This is a genomic window from Bittarella massiliensis (ex Durand et al. 2017) (assembly GCF_017566145.1).
GTDB classification, from domain to species: Bacteria; Bacillota; Clostridia; order Oscillospirales; family Ruminococcaceae; genus Bittarella; species Bittarella massiliensis_A.
Genome location: NZ_JABFCL010000014.1, coordinates 24,507 through 43,514, shown reverse-complemented (window position 1 = coordinate 43,514; position 19,008 = coordinate 24,507). Strand labels below are relative to the sequence as shown.

Below are 19,008 nucleotides of genomic sequence, written 5' to 3'. Positions count from 1 at the left end.
TCTGCCCTTGCCATCCGGCTTCATTTTTGATATGATACCTCTAACTCAAAATCGATTTACAAGCGACAAGCGAAAAGGAGCGTGCAATTTTGGAAGAGGGCAGTATATGGCTCTATACCGTCTCGCTGGCAGTGCTGGTGGCGCTGTCGGCCTACTTCTCCGCCTCGGAGACCGCGTTTTCCACCGTCAACCGCATCCGCCTGAAAAAGCTCGCCAAAGAGGGGAATAAAAAGGCCTCGCGGGCGCTAAAGATCGCCGACCGGTTTGACAGCGCCATCTCCACCATCCTCATCGGCAACAACATCGTCAACATCGCCGCGGCCTCCATCGGCACCCTGCTCTTCACCGGGTTGATGGGCCCCAGCGGCGCCGGCGTCTCCACCCTGGTGATGACGGTGGTGGTTCTCATCTTCGGAGAGGTGATGCCCAAATCGGTGGCCAACGAGTACTCCGAGAGTTTTGCCATGTTCGCTTCTGGCGTTCTCTCGGCGCTGATGAAGGTCTTTTCCCCCTTTGTCTGGTGTTTTGCCAAGCTGAAAAAGGGCCTGTCCAAAAAGCTGGCCGGCCCCATGGGGGAGGCGGCCAACCAGCCCTCGGTGACCGAGGAGGAGCTGAAGGTCATCATCGATGAGATTCAGGACGAAGGGGTTTTGGAGGAGCAGGAGAGCGACCTGGTGCAGAGCGCCCTGGAATTTGATGAGATTTGCGTCAACGAGGTCCTCACCCCCCGGGTGGACGTGGTGGGGGTGGAGCTGGGGGACAGCATCGAGTCCATCCGCGACCTCTTCTTTGCCGAGCGGTACTCCCGCCTGCCGGTGTACGAGAAAAACATCGACAACATCGTGGGCATCCTCAACCAGCAGGAGTTCATCATGCGCCTGGTCAAGGGCCAGCGCTTTCAGGTGGCCGACATCCTGCAGCGGGCCCTCTATGTCCCCCCCACCAAGAAGATTTCGGTATTGCTGGGCGAACTGCAGCGGGAGAAACTGCACATGGCGGTAGTCACCGACCAGTACGGCGGCACCCTGGGCATTGTCACCATTGAGGACCTGCTGGAAGAGCTGGTGGGAGACATCTGGGACGAGCACGAGGAGATCACCTACGCCGTCATCCCCCTGGGGGAGCACACCTACGAGGTGGATGGCGATCTGAATGTCTACGATATGCTGGACAAACTGGGCTTTGACAGCAGCCGCTTTGACTTTGAGTCGGGCAGCGTCAGCGGCTGGGTGCTGGAGCGGCTGGAGCACATCCCTGCACAGGGGGAGCAGTTTTCCTTTGAAAATCTCGACGTCACCATCACCCAGGTGGACGAACAGCGCATCAACAAGATCACCGTTCACGTCAACCCCCTTCCCGAGGGGGAGGAGTAAGCTGCTAAATAGAGAGAGCGGGAGGCCGATCGGCCTCCCGCTCTCTCTATTTTTGCCGTCTGTCAGCGGGTGGGGTAGGTGGTGTAGATTTCCAAACTCTCAATGCTTCCATCCATCCCGAAGGAGAACTGGTAGGTAAAGCTGCCGTCCCGCAGGGCCAGAGAGCCGCCCTGGTCCCGCACCACCTCCATCTCCGAGAGGGTCTGCCGCACGTCCTCGGCCGCCAGGCCCTGAAAGTCCAGCCCGTTGATGAGCAGTTTGCCGGGCAGCGGCTCGCCGCCCACCGCCAGCTGCCAGTACACCGAGCAGAGAGTACAGGCCTCGGTGGCCTGGGTCTTGCCGGTGGTGTTGCAAAGGCCCCAACCGGCGTACTCCACCAGTTGGCCGTCCTCCCCGGCGCGGGCCAGGTAGTACAGATCGCTGCTGAAGGTGTAGGGGGCAATGGTCTCGTCTGCAAAGCCCAGCCGCTCCACCTTTTCAAAGCCGGCGTCCAACACCTCTTGCAGGGTGGTCTGCCCGAGCGTCAGGGTGTAGCCGTCCAATTCAATTTTGGGCGGGGTGCCCTCCAGGGCGGGGGATTCCCCGCCCTTGCCGCAGCCGGTAAAGGCGCCCAAAACCAGCGCCGCCGCCAGTGCCAGCGGGAAAAGCCGGCTGCCAAGTGATCTCTTCAAAGCCATCCGCTCCTTTTTGCAGGAAAAAGTCGGGCCCGGCCGCAGCCGGGAGAATACCAGTATAGCATCTCTCCCGTCCGGCGGAAAGGGGGCGCTGGACGGGAGGGGAAAAGGGAGCCCGCCGAGCGAGGGCTCCCTTTTTTCTAAAAGCCGGTCAGTTGGTCACGTCTCGCTTGGCAAAGGACCACAGCCCCAGCAGATAGAAGAGGGCGACAAAGGCCATCATCATGATTCCGCCGTAGAGGGGATCCAATTGGAAGCCGTAGTTTTGCAGCAGCATTTTGTTCTGGTAAGCGGCGTTTGGTCCCATCAGGCTGCCCATGTCCATGTAGGGCACCGGGGTGAAGCGCACAAAGTAGAGCCGCAGAGCCAGGCAGAGCTGGAAGACCAGGGCGTAACCCATGTTGGCGGCGATGGGCAGGGCCACCGACACGGCGGTGTTGCGGGTGAGGGCCGACAGGCAGAAGGCCAGGCTCCCGGTGAAGAGGATACCGATGAAGGCGTAGGCCATCCGCGGCAGGCAGTAGGCCCAGAAGTTGTAGCTCACCACCCGGCCGCCAGCAAAGGCCAACACCGGGGAGGCAAAGCCCCCAAAGCCCAGCTGGAGCCCAGCGGAGAGCACCATGGTCAGGAACATGGCTAGATAGAGGCCAGCGCTCACCAGCACCATGGTCAAGTACTTGCCCAGGTAGACCTTCCAGCGGCGCACCGGCCGGGTCAGCAGCAGGCGGATGGAGCCGGAGGAAAACTCCCGGGCGATGGAGCTGCCCCCCAGAATGACTGCCACGATGGACACCAGCATCCCCAGGTTGAGGATGTTCATGGCCGCGGTGCGGGGATCCTTTTGCGACTGGTAGAGGGGCGGCGTCCCGTTGTCCAGCCCGTATTGGAGCACCTGGTTTTCCTCGGCGGCCTCCTGGGCGGCCTTCTCGGTGTTCTCCAGGTACTGCTTGTAGCTCATGTTGGCGGCAAACTGCCCTCCCTTTTGGGCAGAGAGGAACTGCTGTTCTTCCAGGGGGGATTCGTACTGAAGGGCGAGATTTTGCTCCATCTGCTGCAAGCTGGCGGAGCGGTAGTCATCCTCGTCGTAGCCGATCTTGTGATCCACCCGGTACTGGTAGAGGGCGACCCGGGCCCGCTGCATCTCGGCGGCCTTTTTGGCCACCTCCGCCTCGCGGGCCAGGGATTCGTCCTTGGGGTTTGCCTTGGCGGCGGCCTCGGCTGTTTTCTGTTGGTTGAGATTGTCCTGAAGGGCGGCCTGCTGGGCTTCCAGGTGATAGTTGGCCACCTGCATGGGGTCGCCGCTGCGCAGCACAGCCAGCAGCCGTTCCACCTTGGCGCCGATCTGCCCGGCCAAGGCCTTGAGTTCCTCCTTGTTCAGCCCGGCTGCCTCGGGGGGCAGTTGCAGGTAGCTGTCGCCCCCCAGAGAGCCCTGGCTGGCCATCTCCACCGCCTTTTGGCTCTGCAAAAGGGCGCTGTACTGGTTGATCAGGTCCATCCGGTAGTCGGAATAGTTGACGACCTCCAGCTCCTTTTGAATCAGCAGGGCGTCCCGCTCGGCCTCAAAGTAGGCGAGCATGGCCTTGTCGCCGGTCTTTTTGGCCGTGTCGATGCTCTCCTCATTCCAGCTCAACTGCCGCTCCAGGTATTCCGAGTTGTCGCCGCCGCCCCAGCTGTGGCTGGAGAGGAAGGGGAAGGCCGCGGCCAGCGCCAGCACCAGGGCCAGGATCACCAGCAGGCTCTTTTTGGAAAACTCTTTGATAAACTCGTTGCGGACGAGTGCCGTTATCTTTTTCATCTCTCGCGTCCCCCTTATTGGATCTGGCCCTTGGAGCCGGTGGTGGTTTCCAAAAACAGCTCTTCAAGGGAGGTGCGGTGGGGGATGATCGAGTAGATCTGGATCCCGCTCTCGCAGAGCTGGCGGACGGCGGCGGCCCGCTGTTTGCGGCTGCAGCTGAGCTGCACCCCGCCGGCGGTGGGGGTGATCTCCCCCTGGGGGAAGAGGGCGGCCAGCAAATCGGCGGCCCGCTGGGGGTCGCTCACCTCCCAGAGGGTGGGCACGGCCTGGTCGCTCTGCCCCGCCGAGGCGCGCTCGGCCCGCAGGTCCCGCACCGCCACGATCTGCCCGGCATCCACGATGCAGACCCGGTCGCACATCAGCTCCATCTCGGCGAGCTGGTGGCTGGAGATGAGCACCCCCACCTCCTCCTCGTCGGCCAGCTGGCGCAGGGTGTCCCGCAACTCCTTGATGCCCACGGGGTCCAGGCCGTTGGTGGGCTCGTCTAAAATCAACAGTTTGGGCCGGTGGAGGATGGCCTGGGCCACCCCCAGCCGCTGCCGCATCCCCAGGGAGTAGCGGCGCACCTTGTCGCCAATGCGGTTTTCCAGCTTGACCTGCCGCACCACCTGGTCGATGCGCTCCCGGCTCACCCCCTGGCACATGTTGGCGTAGACTTGCAGGTTCTGCCGGCCGGTCAGATGGCCGTACATCTCAGGGTTTTCGATGATGCCGCCCACCAGTGACCGGGCGCGCTCGGGGTCTTTGACCCCGTCGTAGGGGCCGATCTGGATGGAGCCGCTGTCCACCTTGAGCAATCCGAGGATCATTTTGATGGTGGTGGTCTTTCCAGCGCCATTGGGCCCCAAAAAACCCATGATCTCCCCGGGCATCACCGCAAAGCTGGCGTCCCGGATGATGGCTTTTTTGCCGATGTTTTTGTGGAGGTTTTGCACCTGTAAAATGGGTTCCACTCTTTCACTCTCCCGTTCCGGCTCCACACGGCGGCGCGCCGTGCAGGGCGGTAAAATGGTTCTGCCGGTCCTGTGCTGTGACCAGTATACCCAATCCCTCGCCGGGGGAGAAGGGGAATCAACGCAAAGTAATAACTTCTTCATCAAATGTTCAGAAACGCCCCTTTGCCCAACTTCTGTGGAAAACTGTGTGGAAAATGTGGAAAACTGGTGGGGAGAGACTGGGGTTTGTAACTGCCAATGTGGAGAAAGCGGTTGAAACGGTGGAATTACCCGATGTATAATTGTGGAGAAAGGGGGGAACGGTGTTGGAAACGGCAATTTCTTGGCTTTTGCGGGAAGCCGGGCTGGAGCAGCTGCCCTGGGGAGCGCTGCCCTACCGGGCCGAACTGGCGCGACCCGAGCTGCCCTGCCGACGGGCGTCCCTCATTCCCGGAGAGGCTGCCGCCCTGGTGATCTTCGCCTTCCCCTACAAGGTGGAGGCCGCCTTTGGGGGCAATCTCTCCTGCTATGCGGCGGTGGCCGATTACCACAAGGTTTGTTTTGCCCTGCTCCAGGCGCTTTGCGACCGCCTCACCGCGTGCTGGGGGGGCGTCTCCATCCCCTTTGTGGACGCCTCTCCCTTTGACGAGGTGGGGCTGGCCGCCGCCTGCGGTCTGGGGGTGCGGGGGGACAACGGCCTGCTCATCACCCCCCGCTGGGGCAGCTATGTCTTTTTGGGGGAGATCGTCACCACCCTCCCCCTGCCGCCCCGCAGCGGCCCCGACGGGGGCGAGTGTCTCCACTGTGGGCGCTGCAGGCGCGCCTGCCCCGGCGGTTGCCTGTCGGGCGGCCGGGTGGAGGCGGCGGGCTGCCTGTCGGCCATCAGTCAAAAAAAGGGGGCCCTGACCCCGGCAGAGGAGGCGCTGGTGAAGGGGAGCCCCCTCCTCTGGGGGTGCGACCAGTGCCAGCTTTCCTGTCCCCTCAACGCCGGGGCGGAGGAGACCTTTCTCGCCCCCTTTTTGGAGGACTGCCTCCCCCGCGTCAGCCGGGAGGAGATCCGCCCTCTCTGCAAGGGGCGGGCCTTCGGCTTTCGGGGCCCCCGCCCGCTGGAGCGCAACTGGGACTTGCAGCACGAGGGGGAAGAGGGCGGGCTGTCGAATTGACGGGGTTTGAGGCGGGTGGTATAATCGCCTTGAATGGAACGCGGCCCGCGGCGGGCCGACAGAAGGGGGAAACAGGCCATGACGACGCTGATGGTGCAGACCGACCGGGTGCTGCACAACCTGCACACCTTTCAAAAAGCGGTGGGGCGCGCGGCGGTGATCCCAGTGCTCTCGGGCAACGCCTACGGCGCGGGGGACACCCAGATGGCCAAGCTCCTCTTTGCCGAGGGGATTCGGCTGGTGGCCGTCTCCCGGCTGGAGGAGGCGGTGCGGGTGAAAAATGCCATCGCCGGGCTGGACGTGCTGCTCCTCACCCCCTATTCCACCGAGGCTGCGGCCGAGGAGATCGTCCGCCACGACATCGTGGCCACCGTCGGCTCCTACGACAGCGCCGTGGTCCTCTCGGGGATTGCCGGCAAGGCGGGCAAGAAGGTGCGCATCCACTTCAAGTTCGACACCGGCAACGGCCGCTTCGGCTTTTTGCTCGAAGAGGTGAGCAAGGCGGTACAGGCCGCCAAGTACCTGGACAACCTGGTGCTCACCGGGGTCTACGCCCACATTTCCGGCAGTGAGTGCAAAAAGGAAAAACAGGTGCGGCGGCAGTATGAAACCCTCAAGGAGATGCTCACCGCCCTGCGCCGGGAGGGGATTTCTTACGGGGTGGTGCACGCCGCCGGCACCCTGCCCGCCCTGCTCTACCCCTGGCTGCGGTTGGACGCGGTGCGCTGCGGCAGCGCCCTCATGGGGCGGTTGAGCGGGGTGAAGGACCGCTGGGGCTTTAAAAAGGTGGGGCGGCTGTGCAGCGAGGTCTGCGACGTGCGCTGGGTGCCCGCCGGCTACCACGTGGGCTACGGCCGCACCTATCGCACCAAGCGGCCCACCAAGATCGCCCTGGTGCCCGCTGGCCTGGCCGACGGCCTCACTGCGGAAAATGCCCGCACCCTTCTCACCGGGCGGGGCTTCTTCTCGGCGCTGCGGGCGGCCATCCGCCGGGTCTCCCGCCAGAAGCGGCTCACCTGCGACGTCAAGGGTCGCCCTGCCCGCATCCTGGGCTATGTGGACTATGAGTCCACCATGGTGGACGTCACCAAGGTGGAGTGTGCGCCCGGAGACATTGTCTCCTTCGACACCGTCCCCTCCTCGGTGGATGGGTCGGTTCGCCGCTCCTACGTCTGATTGAATCGCCAAAAAACAGCCGGCAGAGAGGGAGGTCTCTGCCGGCTGTTTTTGCGCGAAAGCGGGGCCCCTACCCCTTTAAAAAGGAGACGATCTCTCCCTTTTCTCCCTCGGTCAGGGTGTTGATATGGCCCCGGTCTGCCAACAGCCGTGTGGTGCAGTGGGGCAGGATCGCTTCGGCCTGGGGCAGCACCTTGTGGGCGGGGAAGAGCGGGTCGCGCTCCCCGGCCAGCACCAGGGTGGGGGCGGCACAGCGGCCCATCCGCCGGGGGCTGACGTTGCTGGGCATCCCCACCTTGGTCTTGACGCAGTCAAAGCTCATCTGCACCGTCTCCAAGGTATCGGCGTCCAGCGCCTCCTCGGTGATGGACATGTAGGGGGCCGCCCGCTTGACATAGCGGGGATCGCAGGTCAATCGGTACTGGATCAGGGGCACCATCATGGCCGCCGCTCCCAGGGGCAGGGCGTTTTTGATGCCTGCGGGAACACAGAGGACCGCCCGTTCCACCTGTTGGGGGGCCACACACATCCATTTGGCCAGCACCCCTGCGCCGAAGGAGCCACCCAGGCAGCGCATCCGTTCAAATCCCAGTCCGGCAACGACCTGGCTGGCCCACCGGCCATAGGCGTAGCTGCGGGCGGGGGGGCTGGTCTCGGCGCTCTTCCCCGGGTGGCCCACAATGTCCACCGCGTAGAGGTGAAAATCGGCGGCGAGAAATCGGCAGGTCAGCAGGTTGTAGGCGGCGGTGGGATTGCCTCCGTGAAAGACCAGCAGGGGCGGGCCCGACAGTTCGCCGGTCTCCACCAGATGGGTGCGGCCGAAATCGGTGTCTATGTATAGGTCGCGGAAGGGAAGGTCCAGCTTTTGCAGCTGTGCATCGTAGAGGGCCAAGGCGTCGCGCTTGGCTGCGGGGGAGTGGTAAATGCTCTTCAAGGGGCACCTCCTGCCACGGGAAGGTGGGCCGCAAGGGGGAGGCGCGCTCTCCTGTTAGTGTATTTATTTCTTTTTATACTATTTGTTTTTAAAAATAAGGGAGCTGTACAGCCGGGGAAGGAGGACAGCGGTCAAAATAGCCGCCAGCAGGATCGCCCCATTCCAGGGGACAGGCAGCAGGGCGGCAAGGAGAGCGGCCAGGCCGCAGGCGAACCAGACGCGCCCGCCAAAGCGCTGGGTGCGGCGCCAGTTCTCCCGGTCGAGGAGGGCGGCAGGGGCCTTGATGCCGCGGCCGCTCTCCTCCCTCGACTTGGGGAGGGAGTTGCCCCACCAGAGCAGCAGGGCGCCCACGATCATATTCGCCAGGGGCAGCAGCAGCCGGCTGTCAGCCCGCCCGATGGTCCAGAGCCCCAGCCCGTTTCCGGTGAGGAAGAGCTGTGCGCCAAAGAGAAGGAGGGCTGCCCCCCAGGAGGGGCCTATCCCCCCTGGGTTGCCGGGGACGAGCTGGGCGCGGCGGAGCAGGTGGAACCCGGCGGCCAGAGCGGGAAAGACCAGCAGGAGCAGCCGGCTGGCCCGTCCGCTCACCCCGCTGTCATTCCACTGGGCGGGGATGACGGCGGGCAGAAAGGGCAGGCAGCAGAGGGCGGCCGCCAGCATGAGGCCGATGAGCAGCCAGAGCCGCCTGTCGCGCCCCTTCATCCCTCGACCTCCTCGCCCTGGGGAGCGGTGACCTCCTGCCCGGCGAGACCGGCCGCCCAGTGGAGCAACTCCTCCACCACCGAGAGCTCGGCCTGGTAGTAGATGTGGGTCCCCTCCCTCTGGGCGCGGCAGAGGCCCGCCTCCCGCAGCACCGACAGGTGGCGGGAGACGGCCGCCCCCGAACAGGGGAAGTGGGAGGCGATCTCCCCGGCGGGAAGGGCGCGATCCCGCACCAGCTCCAAGATTTCCCGGCGGGTGGGGTCGGCCAGCGCCCGCAGCGTCTCCTGCAATCCCATAAAAACACATCCCTTCGCAAACATATATTTAATATTTAACTTAATAATTAAATGTAAGGATACACTGATTTTCTCCCCCTGTCAAGCCGGCTGAAAAGGGGCGCACCGTCCCGGCAAAAAAGGGGGCCGTGAAGGCGAAGAATTTTTGCATTTCTGACAAAAACCTATGGCCTTTTGCGGCGAAAGATGGTAAAATGAAGATACCAAAAGGGAGCACCTTTTATCACCCAGTTAAAGGAGGGCCATATCGTGAAACTGATATTTGCTATCGTAAACAAAGACGATTCCAGCGCGGTCCAAAGCGCATTGACCAAGGAGAGGTTCTCGGTCACCAAGCTCGCCACCACCGGCGGTTTCCTGCTGGCGGGCAACACCACCTTCATCATCGGTACAGACGACGAAAAGGTTGAGCAGGTGCTGGGCATCATCGAGGAGAACAGCAAGCGCCGCACCCAGATCGTCCCCTCTTCCATCGCCTATGGCGCAGGGCTGTCCTCGGCCTACCCCATCGAGGTGACCGTCGGCGGCGCCACCATCTTTGTGACCGATGTCTCCAGATTTGAAAAGTACTGATTTTACATCTGAATTCAAGGGCAATCCCCTGGTTTTGCAAACGCTGCGCGCCATGGTTGACGCGCGGCGTTTGCCCCATGCCATCCTTTTTGAGGGCCAGCAAGGGTGCGGTACATACACCCTTGCTGTTTTGTTTGCCGCCCAGGTGCTCTGCCAGGACCGGCCGGCAGAACAGGCGGAGCGGATTCGCCGCCAGGTGGAGGAGGGGAACCATCCCGATCTGCGGGTGGTCACCTCGGGGGAGCGCAGCAGCATCTCGGTGGACGAGGTGCGCGCCATCATCGAGGACATCTATCTCCGCCCCAACGAGGGGGAGAAGAAGATCACCCTCATCGGGGGCGCGGGGGAGATGACCCCCCAGGCCCAGAACGCCCTGCTCAAGGTGTTGGAGGAGCCGCCGGAACACGCCCTCTTCCTCCTCACCGCCGAGAGCCGGCAGGCCCTACTGCCCACCGTTCTCTCCCGGGTGGTCTGTTTCCCCGTTCTCCCCCCTTCGCCCGAGGAGTGCATCGAGCACTTTGCCGGCCTTGGCCGGGGCGGCGGCGAGACCGCCTTTGCCGCCCACCTCTTTGGCGGGGCCATCGGCTCGGTCGATCGCTACTTGAGCGAGGAGGAGGGGCCGGCCATACAGGCAAAGGTGCAGGCGGCCCTCGATTTGCTGGGGGCGCTGGCCCAGCGCCGCCTGTCGGCGGTGGCGGCTGCCCTTTACCGCCCCAAAAACCGGGACGAGATGGGCGCCCTGCTCGAGGAGCTGACCCAGCTGCTGCCCTACTGCCAGCGGTTGGCCCTGGGCAAGGTCCCCCCCTTCCCCCTGCGGATGAAGGCGGACGGGGAGATCATTCACTTAAACACCGAGGCCCTCTACCGGGAGCTTGCCCGGGCCAGGGTTTTCTTACAGCGAAACTGCAACTTGTCGCTCCTGCAGGCCGGCCTTAGCGACCGGCTGGCCCGGGCGGCACACGAAGGAGGGCAGTGATTGCAAGATGGCAGAAGTAATTGGCGTGCGTTTTAAAAACGTGGGCAAAGTGTACTATTTCGACCCCGACGGGGTGCAGATGCCCAAGGGCTCCCGGGTGATCGTGGAGACCGCCCGCGGCATCGAGTGCGGGCAGGTGGCCATGGCCAACCGCCAGGTGGCCGACGGCACCATCGTCAAACCCTTAAAAAAGGTGGTGCGCGCCGCCACCCAGGAGGACCTGGACAAGCTTGCGCGCAACCGAAAAAAAGAAAAAGAGGCCTATGCGGTCTGTTTGAAAAAGATTGAGAAGTTCCACCTGGACATGAAGCTCATCGACGTGGAGTATACCTTTGACGGCAGCAAAATCCTCTTTTACTTCACCGCCGACGGCCGGGTCGATTTTCGCGAGCTGGTCAAAGATCTGGCCTCGGTCTTTCGCACCCGCATCGAGCTGCGCCAGATCGGGGTGCGCGACGAGAGCAAGATGTTGGGGGGCCTGGGGGTCTGCGGGCGGCCGTTTTGCTGCTCCACCTTCCTGGGCGAGTTCCAGCCGGTCTCCATCAAGATGGCGAAGGAACAGGGCCTCTCCCTCAACCCCACCAAAATCTCCGGCACCTGCGGGCGGCTGATGTGCTGTCTCAAGTACGAGCAGAAGGGGTATGAGGAGTTTGGCCGCCTCACCCCTCGCCCCGGCTCCTTAGTCAAGACCGCCGAGGGGCCCGGTGTGGTCACCGAGGCAAACGTCATCACCGGGCGGCTAAAAGTCAGCTTGCAAAAGGATGAGGCCGCACCCCCCAAGGTTTTCCAGAGGGAGGATGTCACCGTCATTCGCGCCGGGAAAGCCCGGGACGGGGGCCGCCAGGGCGGCCATAAAGGCGACAAAAAAGTTGCCGAATAATTCTTGTAATTTCACGAAAGTATGTTAGAATAGGGGTAACATGAGGGAGGTGGAATTCCAATGGCTTACAAGATCAATGACGATTGCATCAGCTGTGGCGCTTGCGAGGCGGCTTGCCCCGTAAACGCGATTTCCGAGGGCGACGGCAAGTACGTGATCGACGCAGACACCTGCATCGACTGCGGCTCCTGTGCCGGCGTCTGCCCGGTGGGCGCTCCCCAGGCGGAGTAGGAAACAGCACATCATGCATACCAGCGGGCGGCGGGCAGTGGATGTCTGCCGCCCGCTTCTCTATGCCCGAAAAAGGGGGGGAGAAGATGGAAAAAGCGCAGGGGGAGGAGGCGCTGGGCAGGGGCCTTTTCCTGTCGGTAAGCGGCGAGCACCGCTTCGGCCTCGACGCCTTTTTGCTGGCCCGCTTTGCCGCCCCTCGCCGGGGCGATCGGGTGGCCGACCTGGGCTGTGGCTGTGGCATCATCCCTTTTCTCCTCTGGCGGGACTTCCGCCCCGCCCGGGTGGACGGGGTCGAACTGCAGCCGGCGGCCGTCCGGCTCTTTGCCCGCTCGGTGGCCCGCTCGGGCAACCCGCCCCTCTACCCGCTGGAGGCCGATCTGCGCCGGTTGGAGGGCCGCCTTCCCGCCGGGGCTTTTGACCTGGTCACCTGCAACCCGCCCTATTTTCGGGCGGACACCGGTCCGGCCAACGTCTCTGCCAGCGCCCGCCTGGCCCGGCAGGAAGGGGGCTGCACCCTGGAAGACGTCTGCCGCAGTGCGGCCCGGCTGCTGCGCAGCGGCGGCCGGTTCTGCCTTTGCCAGCGCCCCCAGCGGTTGGCAGAGGTCTTTGCCGCCCTGCGCGGCACAGGGCTGGAACCCAAGCGGCTGCAGCTGGTGGGCGGCCGCCCCGGCAGCGCACCCTGGCTTGTTTTGATAGAGGGGCGCAAGGGGGGCCGTCCCTCCCTGCGGGTGGAGGGCTGCCTTTACACCCAGGGGCCCGACGGCGCCCCCAACCCCGCTTTCAACGGCCTTTACAAACCCCTGTGAGGAGGAAAACAACGTGTCAAAATTATATGTGGTGGGCACCCCCATCGGCAATCTGGGGGACCTCTCGCCCCGAGCGCTGGAGGTGCTGCAAAATTGCGATTTTATTGCCGCTGAGGACACCCGGGTCACCCTCAAGCTCCTCAACCGCTTCGGTGTGAAAAAGCCGATGGTCAGCTACTACGAGCACAACATCCGCGCCCGGGGAGAGGAGATCGTGGGCCGGATTCTCGCCGGGGAGAGCTGCGCTGTGGTCACCGATGCGGGGATGCCCTGCATCTCCGACCCGGGGGAGGACCTGGTGCGCCTCTGCCGGGAGCGGGAGGTGGCGATCGAGGTGGTGCCCGGCCCCAGCGCGGTCATCGCCGCCCTGGCCGTCAGCGGGCTGCCCACCAGCCGCTTCTCCTTTGAGGGGTTTCTCTCCACCACCCGCAAAAACCGGCTGGCCCACCTGGAGGAAATTCGCCAGATGCGCCACACCCTCGTCTTTTACGAGGCGCCCCACAAGCTCCTCACCACCCTGCAGGACCTGAGGGAGGGGCTGGGGGATCGCCGGGTCGCCCTCTGCCGGGAGTTGACCAAGCTCCACGAAGAGGTGGTGAGAACCACCTTCAGCGGCGCGTTGGAACACTATGCCGACCACTCCCCCAAGGGGGAATACGTGCTGGTGGTGGAGGGGTACACCCCGCCCCAACCCGTTCAGGTTGCCCTGGAAGAGGCCGTCGCCCTGGCCCGCCGCCTGGTGGAGGAGGGGCAGGCCCCCACCGCCGCCTGCAAGGAGGCCGCCCGCCAGACCGGCCACCGCAAATCGCAAATTTACACCGCCCTGCAGGAAGGGCGGTAACACCCCTCAAAAAGTGGAAAACAAGTGGGCAGACAGGCGCCGTCTGCCCGCTTTTTTGCGCCTCTCTGCCCCGGTTCTGGCCCTGCTGGCGACGACATATAGTAGGGGTGAGCGGCGCGTGCCGGCGCGCCGCCACCGTTTGGCGAGAGGGGTGAGGAGATGGAACTGCTCTGTTTTTGGGGCATTGCCGCCGCCGTCTTTATCAACGGCTTTACCGACGCGCCCAACGCCATGGCCACCGCGGTCTGCACCCGGGCCCTTCGCCCTGTCACCGCGGCGGCCCTGGGAGGGGCTTGCAACTTCCTGGGGGTGTTGGTGATGTACCGGCTCAATTCCAGCGTGGCCGACACCATCTCCTCCCTGGTGCGCATCCCCACCGGGGCGGGGCAGGCGGTGGTGCTGGCTGCCCTTCTCACCATCGCACTCTGGGGCTTTTTCGGTTGGACGCTGGGGGTCCCCACCTCCGAGAGCCACGGCCTCATCGCCGGTCTCACCGGCGGGGCCCTGGCGGTCAACTGGTCGCTTGAGTCGGTAAATTTTGCCCAGTGGGTCAAGGTGCTCAAGGGCTTTGTCATCTCGGTGGCCTTCGGCTTCATTGCCGGGTACCTGGTGGCTGCCGTCCTCGCGCTGCTGGCCGACGGCCGGGGCCGCTTTCGCACCGAGCGGGCCATCGACCGGGGGCAGGTGGCCTTTCTGTGTTGCACCGCCTTTCTCCACGGCGCCCAGGACGGCCTCAAGTTTCTGGGCGCCTACCGCTACGCGGTGGGGGAGATCGGCCCCCTGGCCCTGGTCACCGTCTCGGCGGTGATGACGGTGGGCACCCTGATGGGGGGCTTTAAAATCATCAAAAAGGTGGGGATGGACATGGTGCGGATGGAGAAGTACCAGGGCCTTGCCTCCGACGTGGCCTCCTCCGCAGGGCTGCTCACCGCCAGCCTCACTGGGGTGCCGGTGAGCACCAGCCACATCAAGACCACCGCCATCGTCGGCGCCTGCGCCCGCCAGTCGGTGAAAAAGGTCAACGTCTCGGTGGTGATGGACATCTTCAAGGGCTGGCTCTACACCTTTCCCGTCTGCGGGGCGCTGGGTTTCTTCCTCACCAAGTTTCTCATCCGCCTGTGAGCACTTCCCGGCATATCCCGCTTAAAAGGGGCATAGAGATAGAGGGTATGCGGGCGGAGAAAGCTCTTCTCTGCCCGCCCAAATTGTTTCGGGAGAGGAAAAAACAATGCATTTGAAAAGTGAGAATAGGCTCTTTTCCTGCGTGGGTCAGGTGTTGGAGGAGCTGTCGGCCCTCTGTCGAGGGAAACCGGCCCCCCGGGAGGGGGGACAGGGCTATCTGATGATCCAGCGGGCCTTCATCCTGCCGGTGGACAGGGAGGACCTCTGCGCCCTGTACAGCCAGCTGCGCCAATGCGTGGCCCTGGCCCGAGCCCTGGGGGGGCGGCTGTCCCCGTTGGCCCAGCCCTTGTTGGACTGGTTGGGGACCGCCGTGCAGGCGCTGAAATGCGCCCGTCAAAACGGCCGGGGGGGTGACATCCTCGCCCATCTGCCGGAGATGGAGCGGGATTTGGAGGCCCTCTATGCCCTGGCCGAAGGGCCGCGGGAGGCCCTGTTGGCCGCTGTGGTCGCCCAGGCCACCGAGACCCTGGCCCGCATTGGGGTCAAAAAGAGCTGACAGCAAGGTGAAGAAAATGCGCCCCGGTGAAAGGTAGCCGCCCTTTTCACCGGGGCGTTTTTGTGTTAGAGTAGGGGGCAGAAAGAGTGTGCCGGGCGCCGCCTGGCAGATGGGGGGCAGGGGTTTGAAGTTCATCGTCTTTTCGGACAACCACGGCAAGCTCGGGGGGATGGAGCGGGTGATCCGCAGCCACCCCGAGTGCGCCGCCTACATCCACCTGGGGGACAGCGAGGGCGCCTTGCAGGCCCTGCGGCAAAACCACCCGCAGCTGCAGTTCTGGGCGGTGCGGGGCAACTGTGATTTTGGCAGCGAGGAGCCGGCGGAGCAGACGCAACAGGTCGAGGGCCACACCCTCTTTTTTACCCATGGACACCACTACGGGGCCAAGTTCAGCACCGACCACCTCTGGGACAAGGCCCGGCAGCTGGGGGCGGACGTGGTCCTCTTCGGCCACAGCCACACCCCCTGCCAGGAGTACAGAGAGGGGGTCTACCTCCTCAACCCCGGCAGCATTGCCCACCCGAAGGAGGGGCCGCCCACCTACGGGGTGCTGGACGTGCGGGAGAGCGGCGTTCTCTTCAGTGTGGCGGAGGTGCGCGGATGAGCCGGCTGGAGCGGGTCCCCCGGGTCTTTGCCGAACTGGGTTCCACCAACACCCACTGCAAGACCCACCTGGCCGACCTGCCCGACGGGGCGGCGGTGCTGGCGCTGCGGCAGACAGCGGGCCGGGGCCGCCGCGGCAAGAGCTGGGCCGACACCGCCGACAGCGGGATGGCCCTCTCCTTTGTCCTCAAGGGCATCGAATTGCGGCAGGTGGTGGCCCTGCCCCTCTGCGTCGGCCTGGCGGTGTCCGAGGCGCTGGAGGAGGCCGCCGGCTGCAGGGCGGAGATCAAGTGGCCAAACGACCTGGTGGTGGGGGGCAAAAAGGTGTGCGGCATCCTCTGCGAGGGGGTCGTGGGGGAGGAGACCGCCGCTGTCTGCGGCATTGGGGTCAACCTGACCCAGACGGCGGCGGATTTTGCCCGCTGGCAGCTGCCCCACGGCGGCTCTCTCCTGAGCGAGTGCGGTGTCCGCCTCGCCCCCCAGGAGCTGGCTGTGCAGGTGCTCGCCCACTGCGACCGGCGCGTCCAGCAGTTTCTCGCCCAGGGGCTTCCCCCCCTCCTCCCTGCCTATCGGGCCCGCAGCGCCACCTTGGAGCACACTGTCCGGGTCCTCTGGGAGGGGCGTGAGGCGGTGGGCCGGGCGGTGGACGTGGGGGAGGACGGCTCGCTCTTGGTGGAGATCGGCGGTCAAATCGTGCCGGTCTGCAGCGGCGAGGCCTCGGTGCGGGGCCTCTACGGCTACCGGTGAAAAAAGGGAGGGCGGCTCGGCTTTTTGGCCGGTCCGCCCTCCCTTTTTCTTTTTTCTCTCATCTGCCGAAGAGCTCGTTGATGTCGTGGAGGGAGTGGTTTTTGGCGATGACCATCACCTTGTCGCCGCTCTCCAGGGTGGTCTCGCCGCGGGGGATGAGCATCTCCTCCCCCCGGGTGATGGTGACCACCACCACGTCCTTGCTCAGGCCGATCTCGGCCAGGGTCTGCCCGGCCTTGGGAAAGTGGTCGGGGATGACGATCTCGTTGAGAGAGGCCGCCCCGGCGTTGAGGCTCATGAGCAGTTTGATCTGGGCGTTGTCCGCCTCGTGCTCGATGACCCGCACAATGTTGTTGGTGGTGCAGACCGGCACGTCCACCCCCAGCTTTTTCATCACCCGCAGGTTGCGGGGGTTGTTGACCCGGGCGACCGTCTTTTTGACCCCGAACTTCATCTTTGCCAGCTGGCAGGAGATGAGGTTGTCCTCATCCCGTCCGGAGACGCTGATGAGGGCGTCGGCTGTCCCCACGTCGGCGCTCTCCAGCGCCTCGATGGTGGTGCCGTCCCCGCAGATGACAGGGATGTCCAGGGTGTCGGCCAGGTGGGCGCAGGTGCGCTTGTCGATTTCCACCACGTGGGGCCGGTGGCCGTGGTTGAGCAGTGTCTCGGCGAGATAGAGGCCAATTTTCCCCCCGCCAACAATAACGACGTTCATCTTGTTTCCTCTTCTCTCATATTCAGTCGACGATTTTTACGGCGATCAGGGTGTCCCCGGGGCGCAGGGCAATGGGGTTGCGACAGCACAGCTCCATGGTGGTGTCGCCGTGCAAGACCCCCAGCAGCTGCAACCCCGCCTCCAGGGACAGGCAGTCGGTCTGCCGCCCCACCTGGCCGGGCTCCACCGGCAGGTAGACGTAGGAGAGGGTGGTGGAGCCAAAGGTGGCGTACTGCCGTGCCGAACCGGTGGTCAGCGACTGGGTAATGGCGTCCACCGTCAGGTTGGTGGGGCAGACGGTGTGCAGCCCGAAGTGGACGAATACGTCCTTGCGGGCAGGGTCGTAGATGCGGGTGATGACGGTGGGCACCGAAAAGAGCTCTCGGGCCACCTGGCCCACCATGATGTTGATGTTGTCGTCCTGGGTGACGGCAGCCAGGGCGTCGCATCCCTCGATGCCGGCGGCCTTGAGGACCTCCTCGTCAAAGGGCACTCCGGCCACGGTGATGCCGTCAAAGCTGTCGCCCAGGCGCTCAAAGCGCTCCTCCGCCTCATCCACCACAGCCACGTCGTGCCCGTCCCGCTGCAGTTTTTTAGCCAGGCTCGAACCCACCTTGCCGCAGCCGACCACTACGATATTCATCCCTCAAAAACCCTCTTTCTCATATTGCGCAATTCCTGCCTCGTCTGTAAGTATCCCAATTATAGCATAGCCCCCAGGGGAAGGAAAGCGGCCTTTTTTCTCGAAAAGGGGCAATTTCTCCCCTGTGAGCCGGCTTCCTTTGCCCAAGATGCGCAAAATGCGGGGACACTTCTCCTCTCGCCACATATACTGAAAACAGAGGGGCCGTCCGGCGGCCCGCCGAAGGGGGGAAGGGAAAAGTGGCGATTTGGATTGGGGTGCTCTGCGCCTGGGGCGGCTTTCTGGTGGGATTTGTCTGCTGTGCGCTCTTTTGCGGCAGCAAGGAGCGCGGCCGGGGCAAGCGGTCCCGATAGAGAGGCGGATCCGGCGGCGCGGTGGGGCCGCCATCTCTTTGCCTGCCCGGAGGACAGGCCTTAGCGGAACTGGGGATGGGCGCGGTAGTAGTCTTCCAACTGGGAGGCCGGCACCGAAAAGAGGCGGCAGAAGTTCTGCCAGAAAATTTTGTCCAGTGTCTCCTGGGGCAGCCGCAGGGAATAGAGGCGATCGAGTTCGGCGGCGCAGTCCCACATGGGGAAATCGGTGCCGAAAAAGACCTTGTCGGGACCAAAGCGGTCGATGAGGGCCAGGGCCTCCTCCCGCCCAAGGGCAAAGAGACTGCTGGAACAGTCCACATAGACGTTGGGCAGACAGAGGGTCTGGGCTGCCTCCTCCCAGCGCTGGTAGCCGCCGAAGTGGGCGCCGATACAGGTGAGCCCGGGCACCGCCCGCGCCACCCGGGCCAACTTCTCCGGGCGGGAGTAGTCGTAGCGGGCGTCCCCGGTGTGAAAGAGGACGGGCAGCCCCCGTTCGGCCAGCCGCCAGTAGACCGGCATCATCCGCTCATCGTCGATGTCAAAGCACTGAAAATCTGAGTGGAGTTTGATCCCCCGCAGTCCCAGGGAGATGATCCGATCGATCTCGGCATAGGGGTCTTTCATCTCCGGGTGCAGGGCCCCCAGGCCGATGAGGCGGTCGGGGTGCAGCTTTACCTTGGAGGCGACAAAGTCGTTGATGGATGGCACCTGTTCGGCCTTGGTGGCCACCGAGCAGACTAGAAAGAGGGCCACGCCGCAGCGGTCGCCCTCCTCCAGCAGTTCGTGGGTCATCCCGTCAAACTGCATGTCCAGGCTGTAAAATTCCCCGATGGAAGAGGCCGCCTTGGCGGCGATTTTTCGGGGAAAGATGTGGGTGTGGGCGTCGATGATGTATTGGGGCACGAAAAAACCTCCTT

The 19,008-nt window shown here is 64.0% G+C and carries 22 protein-coding genes; 13 read left to right on the top strand and 9 right to left on the bottom strand.

What is annotated here, in order from left to right:
* Positions 1-89 precede the first annotated feature (89 nt).
* Positions 90-1,373: an HlyC/CorC family transporter gene (locus HJY11_RS11895; RefSeq protein ID WP_208076173.1), complete on the top strand. Its 1,284-nt coding sequence runs from the start codon at positions 90-92 to the stop codon at positions 1,371-1,373.
* Positions 1,374-1,435: 62 nt separating this feature from the next.
* Here HJY11_RS11895 and HJY11_RS11890 read toward each other — a convergent pair whose 3' ends face one another.
* The 3 genes from HJY11_RS11890 to HJY11_RS11880 all read right to left on the bottom strand — a co-directional run bounded on the left by HJY11_RS11890 (position 1,436) and on the right by HJY11_RS11880 (position 4,795).
* Entirely contained in the window at positions 1,436-2,044 is a 609-nt protein-coding gene (locus HJY11_RS11890; RefSeq protein WP_208076172.1) for a hypothetical protein, read from the bottom strand.
* Positions 2,045-2,198: 154 nt separating this feature from the next.
* A complete protein-coding gene (locus tag HJY11_RS11885) occupies positions 2,199-3,842 on the bottom strand; it encodes an ABC transporter permease (RefSeq protein WP_208076171.1) in 1,644 nt (547 codons plus the stop codon).
* Positions 3,843-3,856: 14 nt separating this feature from the next.
* Entirely contained in the window at positions 3,857-4,795 is a 939-nt protein-coding gene (locus HJY11_RS11880) for an ABC transporter ATP-binding protein (RefSeq protein ID WP_208076170.1), read from the bottom strand.
* A gap of 308 nt (positions 4,796-5,103) precedes the next feature.
* Here HJY11_RS11880 and HJY11_RS11875 point away from each other — a divergent pair, with 308 nt between their 5' ends.
* Together HJY11_RS11875 and HJY11_RS11870 are read left to right on the top strand one after the other, a co-directional pair.
* Positions 5,104-5,940 carry an epoxyqueuosine reductase gene (locus HJY11_RS11875; protein WP_208076169.1) on the top strand — a complete coding sequence of 279 codons (837 nt, stop codon included), beginning with the start codon at positions 5,104-5,106 and terminating at the stop codon, positions 5,938-5,940.
* 78 nt (positions 5,941-6,018) lie between these two features.
* Positions 6,019-7,116: an alanine racemase gene (locus tag HJY11_RS11870; protein WP_208076168.1), complete on the top strand. Its 1,098-nt coding sequence runs from the start codon at positions 6,019-6,021 to the stop codon at positions 7,114-7,116.
* Between the two features lie 70 nt (positions 7,117-7,186).
* Here the strand turns inward: HJY11_RS11870 and HJY11_RS11865 are convergent, their stop codons facing one another.
* The 3 genes from HJY11_RS11865 to HJY11_RS11855 all read right to left on the bottom strand — a co-directional run bounded on the left by HJY11_RS11865 (position 7,187) and on the right by HJY11_RS11855 (position 9,045).
* Positions 7,187-8,050, bottom strand: a complete 864-nt coding sequence (locus HJY11_RS11865) for an alpha/beta fold hydrolase (RefSeq protein ID WP_208076167.1) — start codon at positions 8,048-8,050, stop codon at positions 7,187-7,189.
* A 78-nt stretch (positions 8,051-8,128) separates the two neighbouring features.
* Positions 8,129-8,749 (bottom strand): SdpI family protein, encoded by a 621-nt coding sequence (locus HJY11_RS11860; RefSeq protein WP_208076166.1) that lies wholly within the window; start codon positions 8,747-8,749, stop codon positions 8,129-8,131.
* Entirely contained in the window at positions 8,746-9,045 is a 300-nt protein-coding gene (locus tag HJY11_RS11855) for a metalloregulator ArsR/SmtB family transcription factor (RefSeq protein ID WP_208076165.1), read from the bottom strand. The genes HJY11_RS11860 and HJY11_RS11855 overlap by 4 nt, the downstream gene beginning before the upstream one ends.
* Before the next feature lie 249 nt (positions 9,046-9,294).
* Here HJY11_RS11855 and HJY11_RS11850 point away from each other — a divergent pair, with 249 nt between their 5' ends.
* The 10 genes from HJY11_RS11850 to HJY11_RS11805 all read left to right on the top strand — a co-directional run bounded on the left by HJY11_RS11850 (position 9,295) and on the right by HJY11_RS11805 (position 16,380).
* A complete protein-coding gene (locus HJY11_RS11850) occupies positions 9,295-9,618 on the top strand; it encodes a cyclic-di-AMP receptor (RefSeq protein WP_208076164.1) in 324 nt (107 codons plus the stop codon).
* Positions 9,619-9,652: 34 nt separating this feature from the next.
* Entirely contained in the window at positions 9,653-10,594 is a 942-nt protein-coding gene (locus HJY11_RS11845) for a hypothetical protein (protein WP_208076163.1), read from the top strand.
* A gap of 7 nt (positions 10,595-10,601) precedes the next feature.
* Positions 10,602-11,474, top strand: a complete 873-nt coding sequence (locus HJY11_RS11840) for a PSP1 domain-containing protein (protein ID WP_208076162.1) — start codon at positions 10,602-10,604, stop codon at positions 11,472-11,474.
* A 60-nt stretch (positions 11,475-11,534) separates the two neighbouring features.
* Positions 11,535-11,705, top strand: a complete 171-nt coding sequence (locus HJY11_RS11835) for a DUF362 domain-containing protein (RefSeq protein WP_021661087.1) — start codon at positions 11,535-11,537, stop codon at positions 11,703-11,705.
* An 86-nt stretch (positions 11,706-11,791) separates the two neighbouring features.
* Complete coding sequence (locus HJY11_RS11830; protein ID WP_208076161.1) at positions 11,792-12,511, top strand: tRNA1(Val) (adenine(37)-N6)-methyltransferase; 720 nt, start codon at positions 11,792-11,794, stop codon at positions 12,509-12,511.
* 13 nt (positions 12,512-12,524) lie between these two features.
* A complete protein-coding gene (rsmI, locus tag HJY11_RS11825) occupies positions 12,525-13,352 on the top strand; it encodes a 16S rRNA (cytidine(1402)-2'-O)-methyltransferase (RefSeq protein ID WP_208076160.1) in 828 nt (275 codons plus the stop codon).
* A 159-nt stretch (positions 13,353-13,511) separates the two neighbouring features.
* The gene (locus HJY11_RS11820; RefSeq protein WP_208076159.1) at positions 13,512-14,474 is read left to right on the top strand and encodes an inorganic phosphate transporter; all 963 of its coding nucleotides are present in this window, start codon (positions 13,512-13,514) and stop codon (positions 14,472-14,474) included.
* 106 nt (positions 14,475-14,580) lie between these two features.
* Positions 14,581-15,030 (top strand): hypothetical protein, encoded by a 450-nt coding sequence (locus HJY11_RS11815; RefSeq protein ID WP_208076158.1) that lies wholly within the window; start codon positions 14,581-14,583, stop codon positions 15,028-15,030.
* Between the two features lie 124 nt (positions 15,031-15,154).
* Positions 15,155-15,634 (top strand): YfcE family phosphodiesterase, encoded by a 480-nt coding sequence (locus HJY11_RS11810; protein ID WP_208076157.1) that lies wholly within the window; start codon positions 15,155-15,157, stop codon positions 15,632-15,634.
* Positions 15,631-16,380, top strand: a complete 750-nt coding sequence (locus HJY11_RS11805; protein WP_208076156.1) for a biotin--[acetyl-CoA-carboxylase] ligase — start codon at positions 15,631-15,633, stop codon at positions 16,378-16,380. The genes HJY11_RS11810 and HJY11_RS11805 overlap by 4 nt, the downstream gene beginning before the upstream one ends.
* Positions 16,381-16,438: 58 nt before the next feature.
* Here the strand turns inward: HJY11_RS11805 and HJY11_RS11800 are convergent, their stop codons facing one another.
* The 3 genes from HJY11_RS11800 to HJY11_RS11790 all read right to left on the bottom strand — a co-directional run bounded on the left by HJY11_RS11800 (position 16,439) and on the right by HJY11_RS11790 (position 18,994).
* Positions 16,439-17,095 (bottom strand): potassium channel family protein, encoded by a 657-nt coding sequence (locus HJY11_RS11800; RefSeq protein WP_208076155.1) that lies wholly within the window; start codon positions 17,093-17,095, stop codon positions 16,439-16,441.
* Between the two features lie 22 nt (positions 17,096-17,117).
* The gene (locus HJY11_RS11795; protein WP_208076154.1) at positions 17,118-17,738 is read right to left on the bottom strand and encodes a potassium channel family protein; all 621 of its coding nucleotides are present in this window, start codon (positions 17,736-17,738) and stop codon (positions 17,118-17,120) included.
* Positions 17,739-18,151: 413 nt separating this feature from the next.
* On the bottom strand, positions 18,152-18,994 hold the full coding sequence (locus HJY11_RS11790; protein WP_208076153.1) for an amidohydrolase family protein: 843 nt from the start codon (positions 18,992-18,994) through the stop codon (positions 18,152-18,154).
* Positions 18,995-19,008 lie beyond the last annotated feature (14 nt).

Excerpts from the sequence above, each read along its gene's own strand:
- HJY11_RS11885 (WP_208076171.1), bottom strand. The coding sequence starts at position 3,842 with ATGAAAAAGATAACGGCACTCGTCCGCAACGAGTTTATCAAAGAGTTT.
- HJY11_RS11870 (WP_208076168.1), top strand. The coding sequence starts at position 6,019 with ATGACGACGCTGATGGTGCAGACCGACCGGGTGCTGCACAACCTGCAC.
- HJY11_RS11860 (WP_208076166.1), bottom strand. The coding sequence starts at position 8,749 with ATGAAGGGGCGCGACAGGCGGCTCTGGCTGCTCATCGGCCTCATGCTG.
- HJY11_RS11855 (WP_208076165.1), bottom strand. The coding sequence starts at position 9,045 with ATGGGATTGCAGGAGACGCTGCGGGCGCTGGCCGACCCCACCCGCCGG.
- HJY11_RS11840 (WP_208076162.1), top strand. The coding sequence starts at position 10,602 with ATGGCAGAAGTAATTGGCGTGCGTTTTAAAAACGTGGGCAAAGTGTAC.
- HJY11_RS11835 (WP_021661087.1), top strand. The coding sequence starts at position 11,535 with ATGGCTTACAAGATCAATGACGATTGCATCAGCTGTGGCGCTTGCGAG.
- HJY11_RS11830 (WP_208076161.1), top strand. The coding sequence starts at position 11,792 with ATGGAAAAAGCGCAGGGGGAGGAGGCGCTGGGCAGGGGCCTTTTCCTG.
- HJY11_RS11820 (WP_208076159.1), top strand. The coding sequence starts at position 13,512 with ATGGAACTGCTCTGTTTTTGGGGCATTGCCGCCGCCGTCTTTATCAAC.
- HJY11_RS11815 (WP_208076158.1), top strand. The coding sequence starts at position 14,581 with ATGCATTTGAAAAGTGAGAATAGGCTCTTTTCCTGCGTGGGTCAGGTG.
- HJY11_RS11805 (WP_208076156.1), top strand. The coding sequence starts at position 15,631 with ATGAGCCGGCTGGAGCGGGTCCCCCGGGTCTTTGCCGAACTGGGTTCC.
- HJY11_RS11800 (WP_208076155.1), bottom strand. The coding sequence starts at position 17,095 with ATGAACGTCGTTATTGTTGGCGGGGGGAAAATTGGCCTCTATCTCGCC.
- HJY11_RS11795 (WP_208076154.1), bottom strand. The coding sequence starts at position 17,738 with ATGAATATCGTAGTGGTCGGCTGCGGCAAGGTGGGTTCGAGCCTGGCT.